The 18,237-nt window shown below is 54.5% G+C and carries 14 protein-coding genes; 3 read left to right on the top strand and 11 right to left on the bottom strand.

Annotation, left to right across the window (positions count from 1 at the left end; all coding sequences use genetic code 11):
- Positions 1–9: 9 nt before the first annotated feature.
- A complete protein-coding gene (locus tag GWR55_RS10170) occupies positions 10–957 on the top strand; it encodes a D-2-hydroxyacid dehydrogenase (RefSeq protein ID WP_162402170.1) in 948 nt (315 codons plus the stop codon).
- Positions 958–1,081: 124 nt separating this feature from the next.
- Here GWR55_RS10170 and GWR55_RS10165 read toward each other — a convergent pair whose 3' ends face one another.
- The 7 genes from GWR55_RS10165 to GWR55_RS10135 all read right to left on the bottom strand — a co-directional run bounded on the left by GWR55_RS10165 (position 1,082) and on the right by GWR55_RS10135 (position 9,346).
- On the bottom strand, positions 1,082–1,957 hold the full coding sequence (locus GWR55_RS10165; RefSeq protein WP_162402169.1) for an SH3 domain-containing protein: 876 nt from the start codon (positions 1,955–1,957) through the stop codon (positions 1,082–1,084).
- 305 nt (positions 1,958–2,262) lie between these two features.
- Positions 2,263–3,063 (bottom strand): Nif3-like dinuclear metal center hexameric protein, encoded by an 801-nt coding sequence (locus GWR55_RS10160; protein WP_162402168.1) that lies wholly within the window; start codon positions 3,061–3,063, stop codon positions 2,263–2,265.
- Positions 3,060–4,004, bottom strand: coding sequence for a Nif3-like dinuclear metal center hexameric protein (locus GWR55_RS10155; RefSeq protein ID WP_162402167.1), 945 nt, complete (start codon positions 4,002–4,004; stop codon positions 3,060–3,062). Before GWR55_RS10155 ends, GWR55_RS10160 begins: the two co-directional genes overlap by 4 nt.
- Positions 4,005–4,093: 89 nt before the next feature.
- Positions 4,094–5,515: a S9 family peptidase gene (locus tag GWR55_RS10150; protein WP_162402166.1), complete on the bottom strand. Its 1,422-nt coding sequence runs from the start codon at positions 5,513–5,515 to the stop codon at positions 4,094–4,096.
- Between the two features lie 109 nt (positions 5,516–5,624).
- Positions 5,625–6,263, bottom strand: a complete 639-nt coding sequence (locus tag GWR55_RS10145; RefSeq protein ID WP_162402165.1) for a response regulator transcription factor — start codon at positions 6,261–6,263, stop codon at positions 5,625–5,627.
- Between the two features lie 4 nt (positions 6,264–6,267).
- The gene (locus GWR55_RS10140; RefSeq protein ID WP_162402164.1) at positions 6,268–8,397 is read right to left on the bottom strand and encodes an ATP-binding protein; all 2,130 of its coding nucleotides are present in this window, start codon (positions 8,395–8,397) and stop codon (positions 6,268–6,270) included.
- A 4-nt stretch (positions 8,398–8,401) separates the two neighbouring features.
- Positions 8,402–9,346: a substrate-binding domain-containing protein gene (locus GWR55_RS10135; RefSeq protein ID WP_162402163.1), complete on the bottom strand. Its 945-nt coding sequence runs from the start codon at positions 9,344–9,346 to the stop codon at positions 8,402–8,404.
- Positions 9,347–9,707: 361 nt separating this feature from the next.
- Here GWR55_RS10135 and GWR55_RS10130 point away from each other — a divergent pair, with 361 nt between their 5' ends.
- Positions 9,708–13,202, top strand: coding sequence for a TonB-dependent receptor (locus tag GWR55_RS10130; protein ID WP_162402162.1), 3,495 nt, complete (start codon positions 9,708–9,710; stop codon positions 13,200–13,202).
- A gap of 45 nt (positions 13,203–13,247) precedes the next feature.
- Here GWR55_RS10130 and GWR55_RS10125 read toward each other — a convergent pair whose 3' ends face one another.
- Positions 13,248–13,541 carry a hypothetical protein gene (locus GWR55_RS10125; protein WP_162402161.1) on the bottom strand — a complete coding sequence of 98 codons (294 nt, stop codon included), beginning with the start codon at positions 13,539–13,541 and terminating at the stop codon, positions 13,248–13,250.
- Between the two features lie 253 nt (positions 13,542–13,794).
- Here GWR55_RS10125 and GWR55_RS10120 point away from each other — a divergent pair, with 253 nt between their 5' ends.
- On the top strand, positions 13,795–14,430 hold the full coding sequence (locus GWR55_RS10120) for a pyridoxamine 5'-phosphate oxidase family protein (RefSeq protein WP_162402160.1): 636 nt from the start codon (positions 13,795–13,797) through the stop codon (positions 14,428–14,430).
- A gap of 46 nt (positions 14,431–14,476) precedes the next feature.
- On the opposite strand, the gene GWR55_RS10115 is transcribed toward GWR55_RS10120, so the two are convergent.
- The 3 genes from GWR55_RS10115 to GWR55_RS10105 form a co-directional block, all read right to left on the bottom strand.
- On the bottom strand, positions 14,477–14,761 hold the full coding sequence (locus tag GWR55_RS10115) for a hypothetical protein (RefSeq protein WP_162402159.1): 285 nt from the start codon (positions 14,759–14,761) through the stop codon (positions 14,477–14,479).
- A 117-nt stretch (positions 14,762–14,878) separates the two neighbouring features.
- Complete coding sequence (locus GWR55_RS10110) at positions 14,879–15,427, bottom strand: CHRD domain-containing protein (protein ID WP_162403893.1); 549 nt, start codon at positions 15,425–15,427, stop codon at positions 14,879–14,881.
- A gap of 132 nt (positions 15,428–15,559) precedes the next feature.
- The gene (locus tag GWR55_RS10105) at positions 15,560–18,235 is read right to left on the bottom strand and encodes a ComEC/Rec2 family competence protein (RefSeq protein ID WP_162403892.1); all 2,676 of its coding nucleotides are present in this window, start codon (positions 18,233–18,235) and stop codon (positions 15,560–15,562) included.
- Positions 18,236–18,237: the final 2 nt, after the last annotated feature.

Genomic DNA, 18,237 nt, shown 5'->3' with positions numbered 1-18,237 from the left:
AATACCCTTATGACGATCGTTGTGCTCGATGGACATACTCTCAACCCCGGCGATAATCCATGGACTATGCTCGAAAAACTGGGCGAGGTGTGCGTCTATGATCGCTCCACGCCTTCTCAGGTCCGGGAGCGAGTCGCCGAGGCCGACATTCTCCTCACCAATAAGACGCCTCTGCCTCGCGACATTATCGAGGGCGCCTCTCGCTTAAAGTTCATATCAGTGCTTGCCACCGGCTACAACATTGTCGATATCGCAGCAGCCAGAGAGAAAGGCATCATCGTCTCGAACGTTCCGGATTATGGAACGAATACCGTGGCGCAGTTTGTCATGGGCCTCATGCTTGAACTTTGTCACCACATCGGGGGCCACTCGAATGCCGTACGGTCGGGTGCCTGGGCAACATCAAAAGACTGGTCTTTCTGGAACTCCTCGCAGGTTGAGCTCTACGACAAGACCCTGGGCATTGTAGGCTTTGGGCGGATCGGCCGTCGTGTCGCCGCAATAGCGGAGTGTTTCGGCATGCGTGTCATCTACAACACCCGCACACCGGGAACCGAGCTAGCTCAGCAGTACCGCACGCTTCAGCAGCTCTTCTCAGAAGCTGACGTGGTATCGCTTCATTGCGCCCTCACGCCAGAGAACACCGGTATCGTAAACCGGGCGCTTCTTGAAACCATGAAACCCTCAGCGTTTCTTATCAACACGGCGCGCGGTGCGCTCATCCATGAAGATGACCTCTCCGCAGCACTCAACAGTGGCATAATCGCTGGCGCAGCGCTCGACGTTCTCTCCAGCGAACCGCCTTCTAAAGACAATCCCTTACTTACCGCGCGCAACTGCATCATTACACCGCACATGGCATGGGCAGCGCTCGATGCACGAAAACGCATTATGAAGACAACCATTGATAACGTCGCTGCCTTCCTTGCGGGAACTCCTATCAATGTCATCTCTTAGTGCGAGGTATACATTGATTTCGAAAGTGTGGGCTAGAGAGGGGATTGCCCTCCGGCGCCGGCCTTTTTTAGAGCCATTGACAAATTATCTTCAGTTCGGCAGTGGTTTTCTCACTGCCCCGCTGTCATTCACACGGTTGATTGCCATTCATGATGTTTAGGTAGCATGCGTACCAATCCGTGGCAAGGATTTCTTGTCCGCGCCTAAGCGTTATCGAAACTAATGCGGGGTATCTCTTGGCGTAGCTACTCATCTTTGCGCTTGGAAAACCGATGCAGATTTCATCGTGAATATGATTTTCGACCAGGTCTTTTTCCAAGGCGCCTGCAAGGATCTCAGCAGATCCCGGATTCTTCTTGTTCCATGCAGATCGCTGGATCTGTGTCATCGGATGCTTTTGGTCTCCGTAAGCCTCGGGCCAGAGATTTTCTTTGCAATCCGGGCAGCCGCCGTTCTGTAAAGAGAGAAGGTGATCAAGTTCGTAGTGGTTGGCTGCGTCTGTGAATCCGTAGTCTTTCATCGTGTCATGCTTGATCTTGCTTGTGACGGACGTAGCGGGCCGCACCGAATCGGTAGTCCACGCCTTGTTACAGATGTTCTTTGCGAGATTGCTTTGAGTGACAGTCGGATCTTCTCTTCCGGGCGTCAATTGAAGTATGGGATAAACACCAGGCTCGCCAACTTTATGACCAGGAACCTCCTTCGGCAGGACGTCAAGCGGCGGCGACAATATACTTTCTTGTGCTTTTCCTCCGGTGACGTTTCTTTCCCAAACCCACCCGGTCTCTCCATCTTTAGCCTCCTGTACCCTTACATAGCCCAACCTTGGATACCTGGAGATGATTGTGATCGCGGCGCCAGCTGGCAGTAAACGAATATTCCTGCTGCTTGGAGAAGGGCCGGAGCGCAGATTGCTATTGTGAGAAATCAATGCTGATTGGGCTGAAACAGAAGCAGCAGAAAGAAAACAGGCCAGTAGCAAGATAAGGATCTTCTTCATCGTACGTTTTTGTCCAACGTGGCAGTTTCAAGCCTAAGTTCTGATCCGATGTCGCGATTATATGCCGCCCGGTCAAAATGATTGACGGAAGAACATTTCACTGAACGCAGGTCGTCACGATTCAAAAGATCCATGAGATCAATGAGTGACTTACCTGGTTATCGTGTAGTTGAGATATGTCTTGGTTTGCCTCTGGACCAATTTCTATGACCCGGCCACGCATGCCTCGTTCAATGAGTGATTCGCACTGTTCCCGCCAGTTGAGAATGGGCCGATAGATATAACCAAGTTCCGTGTGCTGTTTATTATCTCGGCACCCAGAATGGTTCTTCTGTCCTGATGAGTTGAACCGGAACCTCGGGCGTGAACGACTTGATCCACTGGGCCATTTCAAGCATTCCCTGTTCTTCAGATACGGAGTGGCCGAGCATGATCCAGCCTTTGGGGATTCCTAGCGTCATAGCATCCAGGACATATGCGGGGCTATCGAGAAAGCCGTCGCTTTCCTGCTGTTCTCCACTAACGACGACGTCCACATCCGGATTATTGATGGGTGGTGTTGCATACCCAACACCCAACTGAACACGGCTCACCTTGGCATTGGGATCGCCCACGACCCTTAATGCCTTATCGCCAAGCCGCTTCTGAAATGTGGCTGCCAATTCACCGAGTGTTGTCGGGGGGAGGGTAAAGTGGTGGGATTGTGGAGCAGTTTCGTACTTGCTCTCAAGACCGAGCGCCCGTGCACAACCGACATAGGTGAAGTCGGGCCTCTGCGCGTGCATGTGATCGTGCATGCGGAAGACGACAATATTGTGATCGCGCATGAAGTTCACCTTGAGCCGATAGCTCGGATCATGGTCGACGATCGATATATCGTCATGATCATTCCAATATGTATCTTCGTGCGGAATGATCATATTGCAGCCTGCCTCGGCGGCACGCCGTATAGCGTCATAGGAGCAGAACATAGTTGTCGCTATCCCTTTGACGATGCTGTCAGGGCCGCCAAGCTTAAAGGTGTCGCGGTACGTCGTAGTACGCCAAGGAATACCGAGATTGCTCTTAATGCGGGCAACTATCTCGCCGGCAGTCAGGTTACTCATGCGATTGGCCTCCAGTATGGATCGCCGGCAGATATCCACCGGGTTTTCACTTCGGGAACAATAGTTTCTAGCCACTGCGCGCATACCTGCATTCCAGGATCCTCGGAGAGGATCCGGCCGACGAGGGTTAGTGACTTTTTCCCTCCAAGCGCCAGTGTATCGCGCACGTACTCGACGGATTCCCACTCACGCACTTCGCCCGCAATAATCGCGTCCACTCCGGGCAGAACCTCGATCGATGCCTGTATCGGAGTCGTTCCCGGAAGAAGAGCAATTTTGCGTATGCGCTGTTGAGGATTGCCTACGATACGCATGCCCCCGCGAGCATGCAACGACTTCTTCACATGCGAGACGAGCGCAACGAGGGAGGTTTCGGGGATAGTAATCTGCTTCGGATCGTTGGTGTCGATAAACTTTGACCAGCCAAGAGTGGCGGCCAATCCCTGCGAAAACGGATCGGGTTTGTGGAAACGCCAGTGGTCACTAAATCGCCACACAACGAGTTTGTGTTTCTCAATGAATGAATCCTTGGCTGAGAAGACCGGATCAGGTGGGGGCGAAGCATTTGATGTCACTGGAGGGGTATCACGATGAAGCTGCCCCATGCGCCTCACCGGCGGGGTTGGCTTGTCAGCCTTGCTGAAAAAGGTTGGCTCACAAGTGATGATGAAATTTGCTCCTGACTTTACTGCCTCTTCCATTACCCTCAACGAGGGTAAAGCTGTAGTGACGATGCCTGTCACGGCAGTAGACGGATCGCCGGCTTTGAACGTATCAACTGTATCTACATTCCAGTTGGGGCCGATCTCTTTCTTGATGCGATCGACGATCTGCCCTGCGGTAATGACATCGCCGTTGGAACGCGCCATCATTACCTGCGACGCGGTCGCGAGGCCAGTCGCGGTTAGCGCAATAAATTTACGCCTTGAGATTTGGTGCATAGGATTTGGTCTCCGAGTGAAAGTGACGGTGATCTTGATTTTTAGGTGATCCTTATAACCTATGGATAGATGATCCGTGGGGTTACCTCCTACCGCTTCTGCTTCGAAAATTCATGATCTGCGAACTCGATGAAGTAGGGCCAGTTGGGAGCGGGAGTATGACCGTATTCGTGTTGGCGGAAGGCAATATCTCCCGAATCGATGAGCGTGTTTATCGGTGGAAATGTCGATGTACCCAATCCCGTGGCTCCAAAGAATTTCCAGGCGGGACTCGCCGCGACTGCGGAGAGAAACATACCATGTGCGTCCTGCCAGGCGTCCCCCGGTGCGTATTGCGGGTCGGTGATAAGTGCTCCGCCTCCAATAAAGATAGGGCGAGGCGCCACCAATGCGAGGAACTCGTGGCTATCTACCGGCAGTTCGTCGACAGTGTGACCAACTGCGGAATACCTGAGGAAGTTGCCGGCAAACCAGTGGAAGGTAGATTTGCCCGCAAGATTGTGAATGGTCTCACCATAATTACGGCGATACAGGTTGACGCCACCTGCACCCGAGGAGGAGATATAGCCGATAGCAATGCGTGGGTCATCCACCATGGCTATCAATGCGGCTTTGCCGCCACGCGAATGGCCCATGATACCGATCTTTCGTGCGTCGATATCAGGGTCGGTATCGAGGTAGTCGACAATACGGCTGTCTCCCCAGCCCCAGGCGCGCAGGACTCCCCAGTCCTGCAGACTGCGTGGCTGGCCTTTGTTCACCAGACCAATGATGCCGCTGGTAAGACCGGCACCGTTGTCTGCCTGCACCTCATTCGAGTTGCGGCTGACGAAGCCCCATCCATGTTTGAGCAGTATCTCGGCGGCGTCGGGCGCGTTCCTGGGAGCTGCAGTCAAATGAATTTGTTGCCCAGGTGCAGCTGGTGGGCGCACCGGCCGTGGGTGAGTAGAGCCTCCTCCGATAATGACCGGGACTCTCTGTCCTCGCTTGCTGGCCGGTGTGACGATGTCCGCGTGGATGTCGACGGTGATGGCTGGATAAGAAGAATTATCGACATGCCCAACAATGTGTTTCACAACGGTAGGGACGCCCGCGATCGTCATCGTCTCTACGCTGTCTACTCTCCACGAAACCGCCGGGATTTGGGCAGGGAATCTTCCGTAAATATTGTTGTCAAACAGTGTTTTTATCTCCTGCCGACGCTTCTCCCACTGTGCCTTTGTTTTTACCTTGGTTCCGTCTTGTAGCGTGAAGGCGTCGGGGAGCTTAGGGTAGGGATTTGCCTTTGATTCGTCATAATTGGCGTTTCCCGGCTTACCGATGTCATAGGCCGTAACCCCCGGCTGCATGGCTGAGATGCTTAGCAGCTTGAGTTCGCGGTCGCGTTCGGCCGCAGAGACGGCCTCGATGCGGGCCCGCTCTTCAGTAGATGGAATCTGCTGCGGCATCGCCATCGGGCTCATGGCGAGCGCTGTCAATGCCACGGCACAGGATCGATAAAGGGAAGACATAAAGGATGCTCCATCTGCTCATAAGGTGGTTATCAGAAACTGCCCGACAACAATAGGACAATATGCTGCACGACAAGAATCACAGCGGCACGGCTGAGAGAAAGTGGTGTCAATGAGAAACGGCAATAATGCCGGACTGGATTGCGATAAAAGCAGCTTCGGTTCGATCGCTCGCATCCAGCTTTGCGGCGATGTGTTTGATGTGGTTGCGTACGGTGAACTGGCTTATGCTAAGGGCACCTCCAATTTCTTTATTTGTTAGTCCCTTTGTCAGGAGCGACAGAATTTCCAGCTCACGGGTGCTGAGGTCGCGACGATGTTTACGTTCGTCGAGTCGATCTGTAATGCGGGTAGGAAAGAAGGTGCCTCCCGCATTGACCCGTTGAATGGCAAGAAAGATATTTTCTACTGTCATGTCTTTGAGGAGATAGCCTTGCGCGCCGGCTTCAACGGCTTGGTATATCTCTTCGTCGAACTCAAAGCTGGAAAGGACGATCACCGGCGGAGGGAACGGGCGTTTACAGATCGCTTTAAGCGTTTCGATGCCGTTCATCTCTGGCATGCGTAGATCGAGGAGAACGATATCGACATTCGATTGGTCCAGGAAGCAGATAGCCTCTTTGCCGCTGGCGACCGCGGCAACGACAAGAATTTTTCCTCTCATATTGAGCATGCTGCTCAGACCGATACGAACTACCGGGTGGTCATCGACAATAAGCAGACGAATGGGTGGAGCATCTGGTTTCAAGGTTTCATACCCCCATGATGAACCTGGCTGCGGAGTGCAGACGTTCAAAAGCAGAGCTGTGAGGAGCAAGATCGGCCGTAACGATCACCGTTGTTCCGTTGTTCGGTAGAGAGACGATCTGAATCTTACCGCCGATATTGTCGGTACGCCGGGTCATACCGCGGATTCCAAACCCGGGATCATTCTGTTGTATGTCGAAGCCGACACCGTCATCGTGGACGGAGAGGCGGATGTGATTGGCAATCAAGGAAAGTGAGATGGTGATAGCGCGTGCATAGGAATGGCGAACAGCATTGCTGATCGCTTCCTGCCCGATACGGAAGAGAGCATCGGAGATGCGCAATGGAATCTCATCGACCGGGCCTTCAATATGAGCATGAATTTTGACAGATTTGCCTTCGACGAGCCTTTCCGCGGCCTGACGAAGATTGTCGACGACGTCAGCACTATTGAGAAAACGCGGACGGAGCGCCGCAATGCTTCTTTTGGCCTCTTCATGGCTGGAACGAACCATGCAGAGTGCGATCTCCACCTGCTTTGCCGACGCAGTTGAAGCCTTTGTTTCTTCGAGGATGGCCTGCAGCTGAAAGCCGATGCCGGCGAAGCTTTGGGCAAGTGTGTCATGCATTTCAAGAGCAAGACGTTCACGTTCCTCAAGGACGGATGCAATCTTCCAGTTCTGCAGATAACGAGAAAGCGTCACAAGAGCCAGAATCAAGATTGAAATGGCGCCGCCCAGCATCGCGATATGTTTTCTGTTCCACCATGGCGGATCTTCAATAACCGCGAAGCTGCTGGCGGTTGGCATTAAAATAGCGAACGCTACCCGGTCGTTGGTATAGCCGATATGTTTTGTTTCGACTCCGCGCAGGCGTAAGCGGCTGCCATTTTCCAGTTTTAAGTTTCTGAAGGTTAGGTCATCTTGATCTGCGATGGCGTAAAACTGCTGACTGCCTTCGCTTAGCTGAAGAGTTAGGCGCTTATCTGTGCGAAACGAATCCTGCAGGATCCCTTCTACTTCAACAATCTGACCTTCGTGATTTCCTACCGCAAGCTCAAAAGCCGTCGCAGTCAGAGCGGGAACAGGGACATTCGATGACAGAACGCGGATCGTCGCATGTTCCAATACCGGGTGAACTTCTTTTGAGACAACCGTGCCCTGTGCCTCAACCTGATCTCCCACCTTCACAGGGCCAGTGAGGATTGCTTCCGGGGCGCGAATGCCGCCAGTGCCGTCCTGGATGTAAAGTTCCGGAGTAACAAGCGTGACGACTCCGTGGATTGTAACGACATGCTGGCCATAAAGATTCATTAGCGATAGATGATCGATGGAATCGATATGGACGTCGCTATGAAGCCGCTCTGCCTCGCGGTGGATAGGAGCCATGTAGCGATCGGCAGCTGGGAAGTGGAGCACATTTCGGACCCAATCAGGACTGTAGGTAATGTTCTCAAGAATGGTGTGCCGGGTGATCTCATCAATATCCTGGCGGGTTGCGGGAGCTACCCGAATGTTCTTCCATCTCGCGCTCGTTGAAAAGGAGCGCAAACCGAGACGGCCCTTGTGAATGCATCGTGGATCATGAGCGGCAGCATAGGTCTTCACCTTGGACGAGGAAGAGATGGCTTCTGCGGCGATATCACAATCGTAGGCGACGAATTTAAGATGAAACCATTCCTGCTCTCCTATATGAGGAGCGATCGGTTCCGTGACGAACTGATTCAGTCCATAGTCCGCACGCCCGATCGTAAGAGTGTCATTCATATTGCGGAGTAGAGCATAGTAGCCGTGATATGCATCCACGCCTTCTTCTTCGCCGGATGAGCGTAGAAGAAGGCCCGCATCGCCATATGGGCCGAGGATCTGTATATCTGCTTCGACGACATAGTCGCTCCAGTCCGGGGAGCCGTTCATCAGCTTCGCGCCTCGTTCCTCGGAGTCATTCTGCATGCTGCCGTTGAAGATCTTCCAGGAGCCTCCGTATGGCGTCCATGTCTGCACATTGTCTGGCTGGAAAGATGCGATCGAAGGATGGGAAGCACAGAAAGCCCGGTAGTAAATTCCGCAAACCAGGACGGCTACGATTGCAAGGATAATTCCGAGTGCGGAGGCCTTCCCAGATGAGATCTTCATAGAACTATTGCTCGCTCCACGGAAACATTGGATAGAGCGTAATGTGCTTTAGCTGCGGTGAATCGAAGTTGGCCCTGGTTAGCAGGATTGGCTTAACATATACGCGTTCCGCCACGGGATTACCCTTTCTCTGCGCAGCGATATTGTCCAGGGCGATTCTGCCAATATCGAAAGTGTTCTGAATCACGATGGAGTCGATCTCGCCCGCTTTGATGGCGGGCAGGCGTTCCTGATCGAATCCGACGATAGGGATCGACCTGGAGCGTTGTGTCTCAATGCGAGCATAGTAGGCACCCCGCATAGACGTCGTTGTCAGGGCAACGATGGCATCCACGGGATGTGCTGCGTCGAAAAGCTGTTCCGCTGCCTGTTGTTCGTGGGGGACGCTCATGTCTCCAAGTTTGCGGACTGCAATATGAATCTGAGGAAACTCTGTGGCAAGTGTCCGTTCTAGACTGAGCTCCCGCTTATGAAGACTTTGAAGGTGGGGGTTTGTACCTAGTATTGCGATTGACCCCTTGCCATGCAGAATCGCTGCGACCCGACGGGCAGCAAGTTTGCCTCCTTCTACTTCATCGTTCAATACATAGGAAAGATACCGTTCCGAAGGTAGGCCTAGCTCGTTATTGATAACAACGACTGGAATGGATTTATCAATTGCATGCTGAACAGGGGTGCGAAAAGCGAAGGTTTCATCGGGAACGAGAACGATGCCGGCGTAATGTCGATTGAGGGCACGTTCCAGAAAGCCGATCTGCTTCTGGGTATCACCTTCTTCTGTCGGTGCATTCCAGTACAAATGCAGGTGATGCCGTCTTGCCTCTCCAGCAGCTCCCCCGTGCATGGTCTCCCAGAGCAGAGTTCCAGTAACGGGAGGAATAACGGCGATAGTAGGAATAGGGGCGTGGCAGGAACACAATCCGAGAAGAATGGATGCAATCGCGAACATACGCAGTGATCGAAGAATGCTAAGTGGCATGGACTTTATCACAGAGACAACGGATCAGGTCGAATGGCGGGACACGCCATTCCGGGCAATCGAAATGCTACACCGTTCTCGTATAGTCCAATTGGACTATGGCCAGCAGTTCGCTGAAATGCTTATAGTTCTCGGCATACATGCAGGGAAAAGTGGGGGCCTGGGTGAGGCGCCTGTGTGTCAAGCATCGCTTACAGAGGGTAAGTCCATGTTCAAGAATTTCCTAGTCTCGCATAGCGAAACTGTTTCGAGCTTTCGCGGAAAACACCGCCAATTCTTTGGCAGTCTTACTAAATCTCTGGCCGGATGCATTCTTTTTGCATTTTTCCTGTTGAGTCTGCCTGCGCAAGCCCAGAGCACCTATGGCACGATCATCGGAACGGTTACCGATGGTAGTGGAGCGATAATATCTGATGCTTCCGTCACTCTGACAAATACGGGTACGGGCGAGAAGCGGAACGCGTTGACGAATACAAGCGGCAGCTATCAATTCGTCAACATCATTCCGGGAGACTACAGTCTCGATTTCGAGAAAAGCGGGTTCCGTCGGCAAAGGAGACAGTCGATCACGGTGGTTGTGCAGGCCGCCCTTCGGCTGGATGCAACGCTCGCAGTCGGTGATATCAGTCAAACTGTTGATGTAGACACATCGGCGCCGATTATTGAGACTCAGCCAGGCGCACTTGGGCAACTGGTAGAGGGGAAGCAGGTGCAGGAGATGCCTCTTAGTGGCCGCAATGTTTTCAACTTGCTGATTCTTGCTCCGGGCGTTGTCCCACAGGGCTCTACCGGCGGTAATCCACTCGGCAATCAGGCAGGTGGAACCTACACAAACAATACTGGTTTCGGCAATTATCAAATCGGTGGCGGTATGTCGAATCAGAGCGCCTTTTATCTGGACGGCGTTCCATTGAATACGATCTATATCAACAGTCCCGCCCTGGTGCCGACCCAGGATGCGATCCAGGAGTTTCGAGTCGATAGCAATGCTGTAAGCGCCGAATTCGGCCGTTTTGCTGGCGGTGTCGTTAATATGGCTTCCCGTTCGGGCACGAGCGCGTTTCACGGAAGCGCCTATGAATACATTCGCAATCGGGTACTCAACGCCAACACCTTTTTCAATAAGCGCACTAACACACCGACGCCGGCGTTCACACAGAACCAGTTCGGTGTGACTCTGGGGGGGCCGGTTCGGCGTGACAAGCTCTTCTTCTTCTTTTCGTGGGAACGATTCTCCTTCAGTAAAGGAAATCCGTATCTGAACACGGTTCCCACACAGGCGATGCGCAACGGCGACTTCAGCGCATTATGCACCTCCTTTAATAACAATGGCGTCTGCGTGCCTGGTAAAGGGGTGCAGATCTATGATCCACAGACAACATGTGGAGTGGCCGGAACACCCTCCTGTCCCGTTGGCCAGACAACCCCACGTCAGCCGTTTCCCTATAACAAAATTCCGATGAGCCGGCTTGATGTTGCGTCGGCACAATTCTTTAAATATTTTGGTTTGCCGAATCAGCCCGGTGCAGTCAGCAACTTTCTGCCGGTCAATAATTTTGCCACCAATGTTAAGCTGGGCGGCAGCACCAACCAATACAACGCACGTGGTGACTGGACTGTCAGCGAGAATCAGAGAGTCTTCGCACGGTATTCCTGGTGGGCTGGAAGCAGCACTCCCAGCGATCCATTCAAAGTTAACTTTGGCGGACTTTATAGCTACACGGGTGCGCAGAACTTTGTTGTAGGAGACACGTATACCTTCGATCCCCACACAGTCGCAGACTTCCGTCTCTCCTATCTGCGTGCCCGCAACGGCTTTACTCCACAGCAGGTTGGTACAGACCTGTCTCTCTTTGGCCCCGCATGGGGAGCACTCACATCACAAGTAACGCTGCCTGTGGCCCCACTAGCTAGTATCTCCGGCATAGCTGGTTTTTCGGGGGTGGACAATCGATCCATTACCAACGATTTCGCCTTGTCTGGCAATCTGACGAAGATTCTGGGAAGACATACGCTTAAATTCGGCGGTGAAGTTCGACGAAATGATTGGAACTTCGCACAGAGCAACAATGCTGCCGGCAGTTTCAGCTTCGATCAGGGTTTTACCGCGCAGATTAATCCCACGACTACGTCCCAGGTCGCCAACACCGGATACTCCGTCGCTTCCTTCTTTCTGGGAAATCCGGCGACTGGCACTGCAGTCAGTATTGGGTTTACGGACGCAAGCAAATGGTACCCGGCCGCCTATTTTCAGGACACCGTGACGCTTCGAAAGCTGACCGTGACGGCTGGCGTGCGATGGGAGTACAACCAGGGAATAAGAGAAAAGAGCGATCGTCTTACAGTTCTCTTGCCCGACGCCGCAGATCCCCTGGGCGCGGCTGTTGGACTACCCGATCTTAAGGGCCAGATGGCTCTTGTGAACACGCCACTATATCCAGGACGCACACAGATCGTAAGTCACTATAAGACAGTCGCTCCGCGTCTCAACATTGCCTACGCGCTTGATCAGAAGACCTCTTTCCGAGCCGGCTACGGAATCTCATGGATTCCACCCGACATGGTGAACTACAGCATGTCTGCTTTCCAGTCGCCAGTGAACGCCGCAACGACTACGATGGTTCCCTCCGTGGGTGGCACGACGAGCCTGCTGCCTGCCGCTACATTTGGCAATCCGTTCCCCGGCGGACTGATCCCACCCATCGGACATAATCCCGCTCAATTAGGCATCTTTGAAGGACAGAGCATATCTTCGCCGGTGCCTTCGCAGCCGTTCGGTTATGCGCAGCAATGGAACGCGGAGATCCAAAGACAGCTGACGGATGCAATGGCAGTCGATATCGGATATGCAGGATCGAAGGGAAGTCACCTCTCGTACTCGACTTTCCAACTCAATCAGCTTACGGAAAGCCAGATGGCTCAGGGTTCGGCACTCAATGCGCAGGTTGCCAACCCCTTTTACGGCAGAATCTCATCTGGTACTCTAGCCAACCCGACTGTGGCCCGTGCGCAACTCCTCCGTCCGTATCCACAGTTTCTTTCCTTTCAGGACACATCCGGATCCGGCAAAGGTGCTTCAAGCTGGTCTTCCCTCCAGGCTCGCTTTATCGATCGGTTCAAAGCCGGAGGGGTCATCTCAGCCTCATATACATGGGCCAAGCTCATGAGCAACACTGACACGTTGACGAGCTGGCTTGAGACCCATGGCGCTGCTGGCGTTCAGAACTGGTACAACCTCGCGGCAGAGAAGTCCCTGGCGACCTATGATGTACGACACCGATTTGTCGTCAGTTATGTGCTTGATCTTCCCTTCGGAACGAATAAGCGCTTTTTGGGGAATATCGGTCCAGTGATGAATCGCATCATCGGCGGCTGGTCCGTCAATGGAATCACCACACTGCAGACTGGTTTCCCATTGGCCCTGACGACAGCCACCAATCAGACCGGCTCGCAGGGGGGAGGATCTCGCCCTAACGTTATTCCCGGCGCCAATAAAAAGATCGATGGATCGGCTCAGAGCCGTCTGACAAAGTGGTTCAATACCGATGCATTTGCTGCACCGCCCGCCTTTACGTTCGGCAATGAAAGCCGGACGGATAGCACATTGCGAGATCACGGCGTTGCAAACTGGGACTTCACCCTGGGCAAGTCTATCCCGATTACAGAGAGGGTGAGCTTTACCTTCAAGACCGAGGTCTTCAATCTCTTCAACCGTGTGCAGTTTGGCGATCCAGGAACTTCCGTCGGCAGCTCCAACTATGGTGTTGTTAGCACCCAGATCAATAATCCTCGACTAATCCAGTTCGCAGGACGTATCTCGTTCTAGCCTTTAAAAAATCATCGGCTTTTACCCCGCCAGAGCGCAGAGACATCAAGGCGCTGTTGGACTAAAGGGAAGTGTGTGGCAGGCCTCGACAGACTCGTTTCTGGGAATACCGGCCATCGTGTTGAGCTTCACAAGCAGTTCGAACCGTTGCGCGGTACCTTGCGGAGAAGGGCCGCAGTGTTGAAGAGCGGTGGCCAGTCTTGCATCATTGGTGACGATCTTTCCGGCGGCCTCTGTCCCCTCGGCATCGGCACCGGCGATCAAGAGAATTTGAGCGTTCTGATTGAAGTTGCGAACCAACGCAGTGATGGCGTAGGTCTTTCCAGTAGCGCGACTCATCGCTGTAGGAATATAGGAGGGCGCTTCGTTTAGGCGAGGATGGATCAGTCCTCAGGCCATAAGGAACAATCCGTTCTCCCTTCCTGGTCGCTACTCACTGCACATGCAAAAGATCGTCAAGAAACCATCTTCACCGACAAGTGCTCCATTGCATGGAATGTAAGTGTTGGTATGCCGATCGAAGTCGAAAATGCATCAGGATTGTGGCCTGGCGCATCGAAATAGATGCTCTGTTGGAGAAGGGAATCGTTCGATGAGTAGAAGCTTCGCCCAGATCGCTTTTACGCCGCTGGTCAAAGAGCAGCAGGTAAAGCACGGAAGCCGTTCGCAATATGAGCGCATTGAAACCGCCGGCTCTGCAGGTTCCGCTCTCACGATCTATGAAAGGCAGTTCATCGCGGAACGCGATTCCCTCTACCTGGCGACTGTAAGTGAGACAGGCTGGCCATATATTCAGCATCGCGGCGGGAAAGTTGGTTTTCTGCATGTTCTCGACGATCAAACCATCGCATTTGCCGACTATCGAGGAAACCGCCAGTACATCACTCTGGGAAATCTCGATCACGACAATCGCATCGCTCTCTTCCTGATGGATTATCCAGCTCGAACCCGCCTCAAGATCCTTGGTCGCGCCTCAGTCCACGAAGGAGAGGAAGCGAAGCCGTACCTTGAAAAACTCGCCCCGGCCGACACGCGCAGGCTCACGGAGCGTGTCATCATCATTCGAGTCGAGGCCTTCGACTGGAACTGCCAGCAGCACATCACTCCGCGTTATACCCAGGAGCAGGTAATAGAAGTGATGGCGCCTGTACGAAAACGGCTGGCAGAATTGGAAGAAGAAAACAGGAGACTGCAGCTGGAGCTCGCGGATCAGCGTCAGCACCAATAGCGATGGATGGCCCTGCAAATCAGGTGACCGCATCTTCTTGGTGTGGTTACATGATCCTGAACCGCTCACGCATCAGACGCTGGAATCGGGGTTTCCATATCAGGTCGTAGGCCAGCTCCTTGCCGGGAAACATCGCCAGCGCGGCCTTCCGAGCATCCGCAATCATCTGCGATGCCTCGTCCACAGACAGGCTCCTATCCTGCGCGATGATCTGCATCACCATGTTCATCATCACCTGAAGGCGACGGATGAGCTTCTGCTCCTCGATCTGCTCTTTTGTTCTTGAGGGGATGACCTCCTGTTTAGTATGCTTCAGGTCCTGTTTCTCCATCGGCCCACCTCCGTTCTCCAACGGTACTCCCCTTAAGAGGATCTGTGTGAGGAAGAGAAGAGAGGAGCATCAGAGAAGGTGCGAGCCGTTGGTGATATGCGTGTAGATTCTGGCCCTTTATGGGTAACGCCGGCGTCGAAGAAGGGTAATGGCTCCTATAGCGCCCGTTCCCAGCAGCAGCAGCGTGGCCGGTTCCGGGGTAGGAGCAATCTGCCCCCGAACCTCACCGCCGGGGAATGTCGCATTGTGGATGTTTGTGTAGGCGGTGCCGTTGTTCATTCCTGCAAGGAGAGCCGCCTCGGTTCCGCCTCCGCTGAAGGCAAAAGTGGAAAGATCGATCGTTGTGGTGTACGTGCCTGAGGTCGTATTCGGAAATCCGGCAAACGGAACCCATACAGGGGCGTTCATTCCTGGCGCGGCGCAGCAGTGAATATGAGCCGCCGATGCCGGACCGCCGATAAGGCCCGAGAAATCGACGTGAATCTCAAGGATATTGCCCGTAAGCAGGAAGGCTGCTGTTCCTGTAGCAGTAGAGGCATTGGGAGGGTTCTCTCCCGCTCCGGTTAGAGATGCGGTGTAAGTCAATGTATCGGCGAAGGCTGGACCCGCAAGCGATATCATGCCGGCCAGAGCACATCCTGTCAGCAGCTTCTTCCATGGAGTCATAGCGATGCTCCTCTTGAATCAGATTCAGAGGGGGCCCGGAGACGTATGGGAAATCTATTAATTGAGATGCCGTTTGGAGGTCCCGAACCTGTAGAAAACCGCGACGGAGTACATTTTTTGCCCAGGGCGTTGTCAGAATTCTTCATTTTCCGCTGCGAGCACTGCATGAACCCGTCCATCCCGGTCGAGTAAAAAGGTCGTAAGCCCAAACTCATCTGTTCGAAATAAACGAGTTCCTTCGTCAGCGATTCTTGAGATGATCTCCGGTCGCGGATGGCCGAAGTGATTGTTCCTGCCGACGGAGATCACCGCGTCCTTCGGGGTCAGCGCATTCAGGAAGTCCGCCGTGGTCGATGTCCTGCTGCCATGATGTCCAACCTTCAGCAGCGTCACCGGAACGAGACCTCGAGCCAGCATGGCCTGTTCGCTGGCTGCTTCCGCATCGCCTTCCAACAGCACGGATGACCTCCCATATTCCAGCCGCATCACCAGAGAATCATCGTTGGACGGTTCACCACCATTCCTGTAACTTCGTTCCGGCGCCAGCACCTTCAGCTCCGCTCCCGCCCACTGAACATTGTCTCCGGCGCGCAGGTGTCGCACACGCACTCCAAGCGCTGTCGCCTCCTGCAAGAGTGAGCGATACGCCTCCGAGTTCGGATCGGTCGCAACCCAAAGCTCGCGAGGACGAAAGTTCTGCATCACGGCGGGCATTCCGCCCATATGATCGCTGTGCGCATGGCTCAGCACCAGCACATCCAGTCTGCGAATCCGTCGTGACCACAGGTAAGGAGACACGACTTCCTCTCCCACATCGAAGCCGCTCGTCGCCGATGCAACTTCTCTAACACCACCCACCGGGCCTCCGGCATCCACCAGCATCGTCTCACCCTGCGGACTCACAACAAGTAAGGAATCTCCCTGTCCCACATCGAGAGCCGTTACTTCGAGCGCATCCTTTTGCACCAATGCAGGTTCGGGCCAGAGCGCTGCAGCAAGGACGAGGGGAAGTATCGCAGCGGCGACCCATGTCCACGTGCGCGATCTCCTCGCCGCCCAACAGCAGAACGCCCAGCACAGAACAGCCAGTGCACAGATCCACCACGCCGGTGCAGGAACACGGAGGTCCGCTGCTCGAACCTGGCTGACCCAGCCGATCGTCCAGACGATTCCATGCAGCAGCAGAGCTGTGACTGCGGCGGGAACGACCGCCATCCATGTCCCCAGCAAGGAAGCGCAGAACGTGATCATCGCCGCCGGCGCCAGCAGGCTGATCAGCGGAACCGTAAGCATATTCGATGGCAGCGCAAACAGCGTCGCGCGATGGAAGTATACGGCCATCGGCAGCGCCATCACCATCTCGGCTACGAGACCGATCAGTGCCAGTTCCATCGCCACCAGCAGCGCACGAACCATCCGCACCGGTACATTCCGCGCCCATCGCCCGGCAATGCCTACAACAGCTTCGGTCCACATCCGCAGCATCACTCTGAACTGTGCGACACGAGGAGGAAGCACGGGGTCCATCCACAGATCGCCTAGTCTGCGTGCGGCCCGCGCATAGGGAAGAAACGTCTGCTCTCCGATGGGAACCGCGATTCCCGCAATCGCCACGATGGCGAGAAACGTCATCTGGAAGCTTGCCTCGAACAGGCTCGAGGGAGCCCATACCAACTCCGCCAGTGCTGCTGCTCCCAGCGCATTCAACACTCCGCCCTCACGCGACAGGAGACGCGCTACCAGGAACACCGCTGTCATAAACAGTGCGCGCTGCACAGGAGCGCCAAACCCGGTCAGCAATGCATAAAAGGTCATCAGCGTCAGCGTGATCAGAGTAGCAAGCCAGCGGCGAAGCCGCAGTCTCTGGGCGAGCCAGTAAACCAACCCCGCCAGCAAGGCAACGTGCATTCCTGACACAACAAACAGGTGAAAGGTGCCGGTGCGTTCAAATCCCAACCGCAAGACGTGGTCCAGCCGCGTGCGATCTCCAAAGAGCATCGCGTTCAGCATCCCCGCGTCATCCTCTGTCAGCCGCATTGCAGAAGGCAGGCGACGGTTGACCTTCGAGCGCGCCAAACTCAGCATCCTGTCTGACGCCCACTGCTGAACAGCATTGATGCGGCATCGCAGTTTCGCCGAGTCTCCTCCGAGAACCCTCACCTTCGGAGCCCGCGCTGTTCCCCGCGCCGCAATACCCTGCGCCAGCAGATAGTCCGCATTCTGCCACGCTCCTGGATCGTGATACCTTTCAGGAGCTCTCAGGCGCAGCGGAACCTCAATCTTGTCTCCGCACGCAAGCGAAGGCAACGCACCGTCCTGCGAGAGCACGGTCGCACGCACGCCCCCTTCTATCCGAACCATGCGCGAGACGTCCGGTGTTACCTCCTCGATCGCACTCACAGCCAGATCGACAGATAGCGCTGATGCCGAAGCCTGCCCTGCATCCTCGCCCATCGGTGCATCCTTATCGGCACCTTCATTCGCAGCGGGCGCCAACACACGCACGCGCACTACATGACCCCGCACCTCACGGCTCAGACCATCGGCGTATTGCAGCAGATCTTTCTGCGTATCGGGTGTAGGGCGAATATGCCAGCACCACATTCCCGCCACGACCCATAGCCCCGCCACAGGAATGACGGCGATACGGAAAGCGCTTCGCAGGGCCAACAGCGCAAGCACAAAGAGAAACGCACACGAGAGCGCAAGCAGAGAAGCCGGCTGCCAGTTTCGCGCAGCGATCAGGCCAATGGAGAAGCAACAGGCTGCGGCCAGCAGCGGCGCACGCCGAAGCGCAAGCGGCTCCATCA

Origin of the sequence: Edaphobacter sp. 12200R-103 (assembly GCF_010093025.1) — a bacterium.
Lineage (GTDB): Bacteria > Acidobacteriota > Terriglobia > Terriglobales > Acidobacteriaceae > Edaphobacter.
Note: the sequence above shows the minus strand (reverse complement) of the source record. Positions and strands in the feature narration are given on the sequence as shown.

Coding starts and splice junctions, on each gene's coding strand:
- GWR55_RS10125 (WP_162402161.1), bottom strand. CDS start 13,541: ATGAGTCGCGCTACTGGAAAGACCTACGCCATCACTGCGTTGGTTCGC.
- GWR55_RS10110 (WP_162403893.1), bottom strand. CDS start 15,427: ATGACTCCATGGAAGAAGCTGCTGACAGGATGTGCTCTGGCCGGCATG.
- GWR55_RS10135 (WP_162402163.1), bottom strand. CDS start 9,346: ATGTTCGCGATTGCATCCATTCTTCTCGGATTGTGTTCCTGCCACGCC.
- GWR55_RS10155 (WP_162402167.1), bottom strand. CDS start 4,004: ATGCACCAAATCTCAAGGCGTAAATTTATTGCGCTAACCGCGACTGGC.
- GWR55_RS10115 (WP_162402159.1), bottom strand. CDS start 14,761: ATGGAGAAACAGGACCTGAAGCATACTAAACAGGAGGTCATCCCCTCA.
- GWR55_RS10150 (WP_162402166.1), bottom strand. CDS start 5,515: ATGTCTTCCCTTTATCGATCCTGTGCCGTGGCATTGACAGCGCTCGCC.
- GWR55_RS10120 (WP_162402160.1), top strand. CDS start 13,795: ATGAGTAGAAGCTTCGCCCAGATCGCTTTTACGCCGCTGGTCAAAGAG.
- GWR55_RS10170 (WP_162402170.1), top strand. CDS start 10: ATGACGATCGTTGTGCTCGATGGACATACTCTCAACCCCGGCGATAAT.
- GWR55_RS10160 (WP_162402168.1), bottom strand. CDS start 3,063: ATGAGTAACCTGACTGCCGGCGAGATAGTTGCCCGCATTAAGAGCAAT.
- GWR55_RS10165 (WP_162402169.1), bottom strand. CDS start 1,957: ATGAAGAAGATCCTTATCTTGCTACTGGCCTGTTTTCTTTCTGCTGCT.
- GWR55_RS10105 (WP_162403892.1), bottom strand. CDS start 18,235: ATGGAGCCGCTTGCGCTTCGGCGTGCGCCGCTGCTGGCCGCAGCCTGT.
- GWR55_RS10140 (WP_162402164.1), bottom strand. CDS start 8,397: ATGAAGATCTCATCTGGGAAGGCCTCCGCACTCGGAATTATCCTTGCA.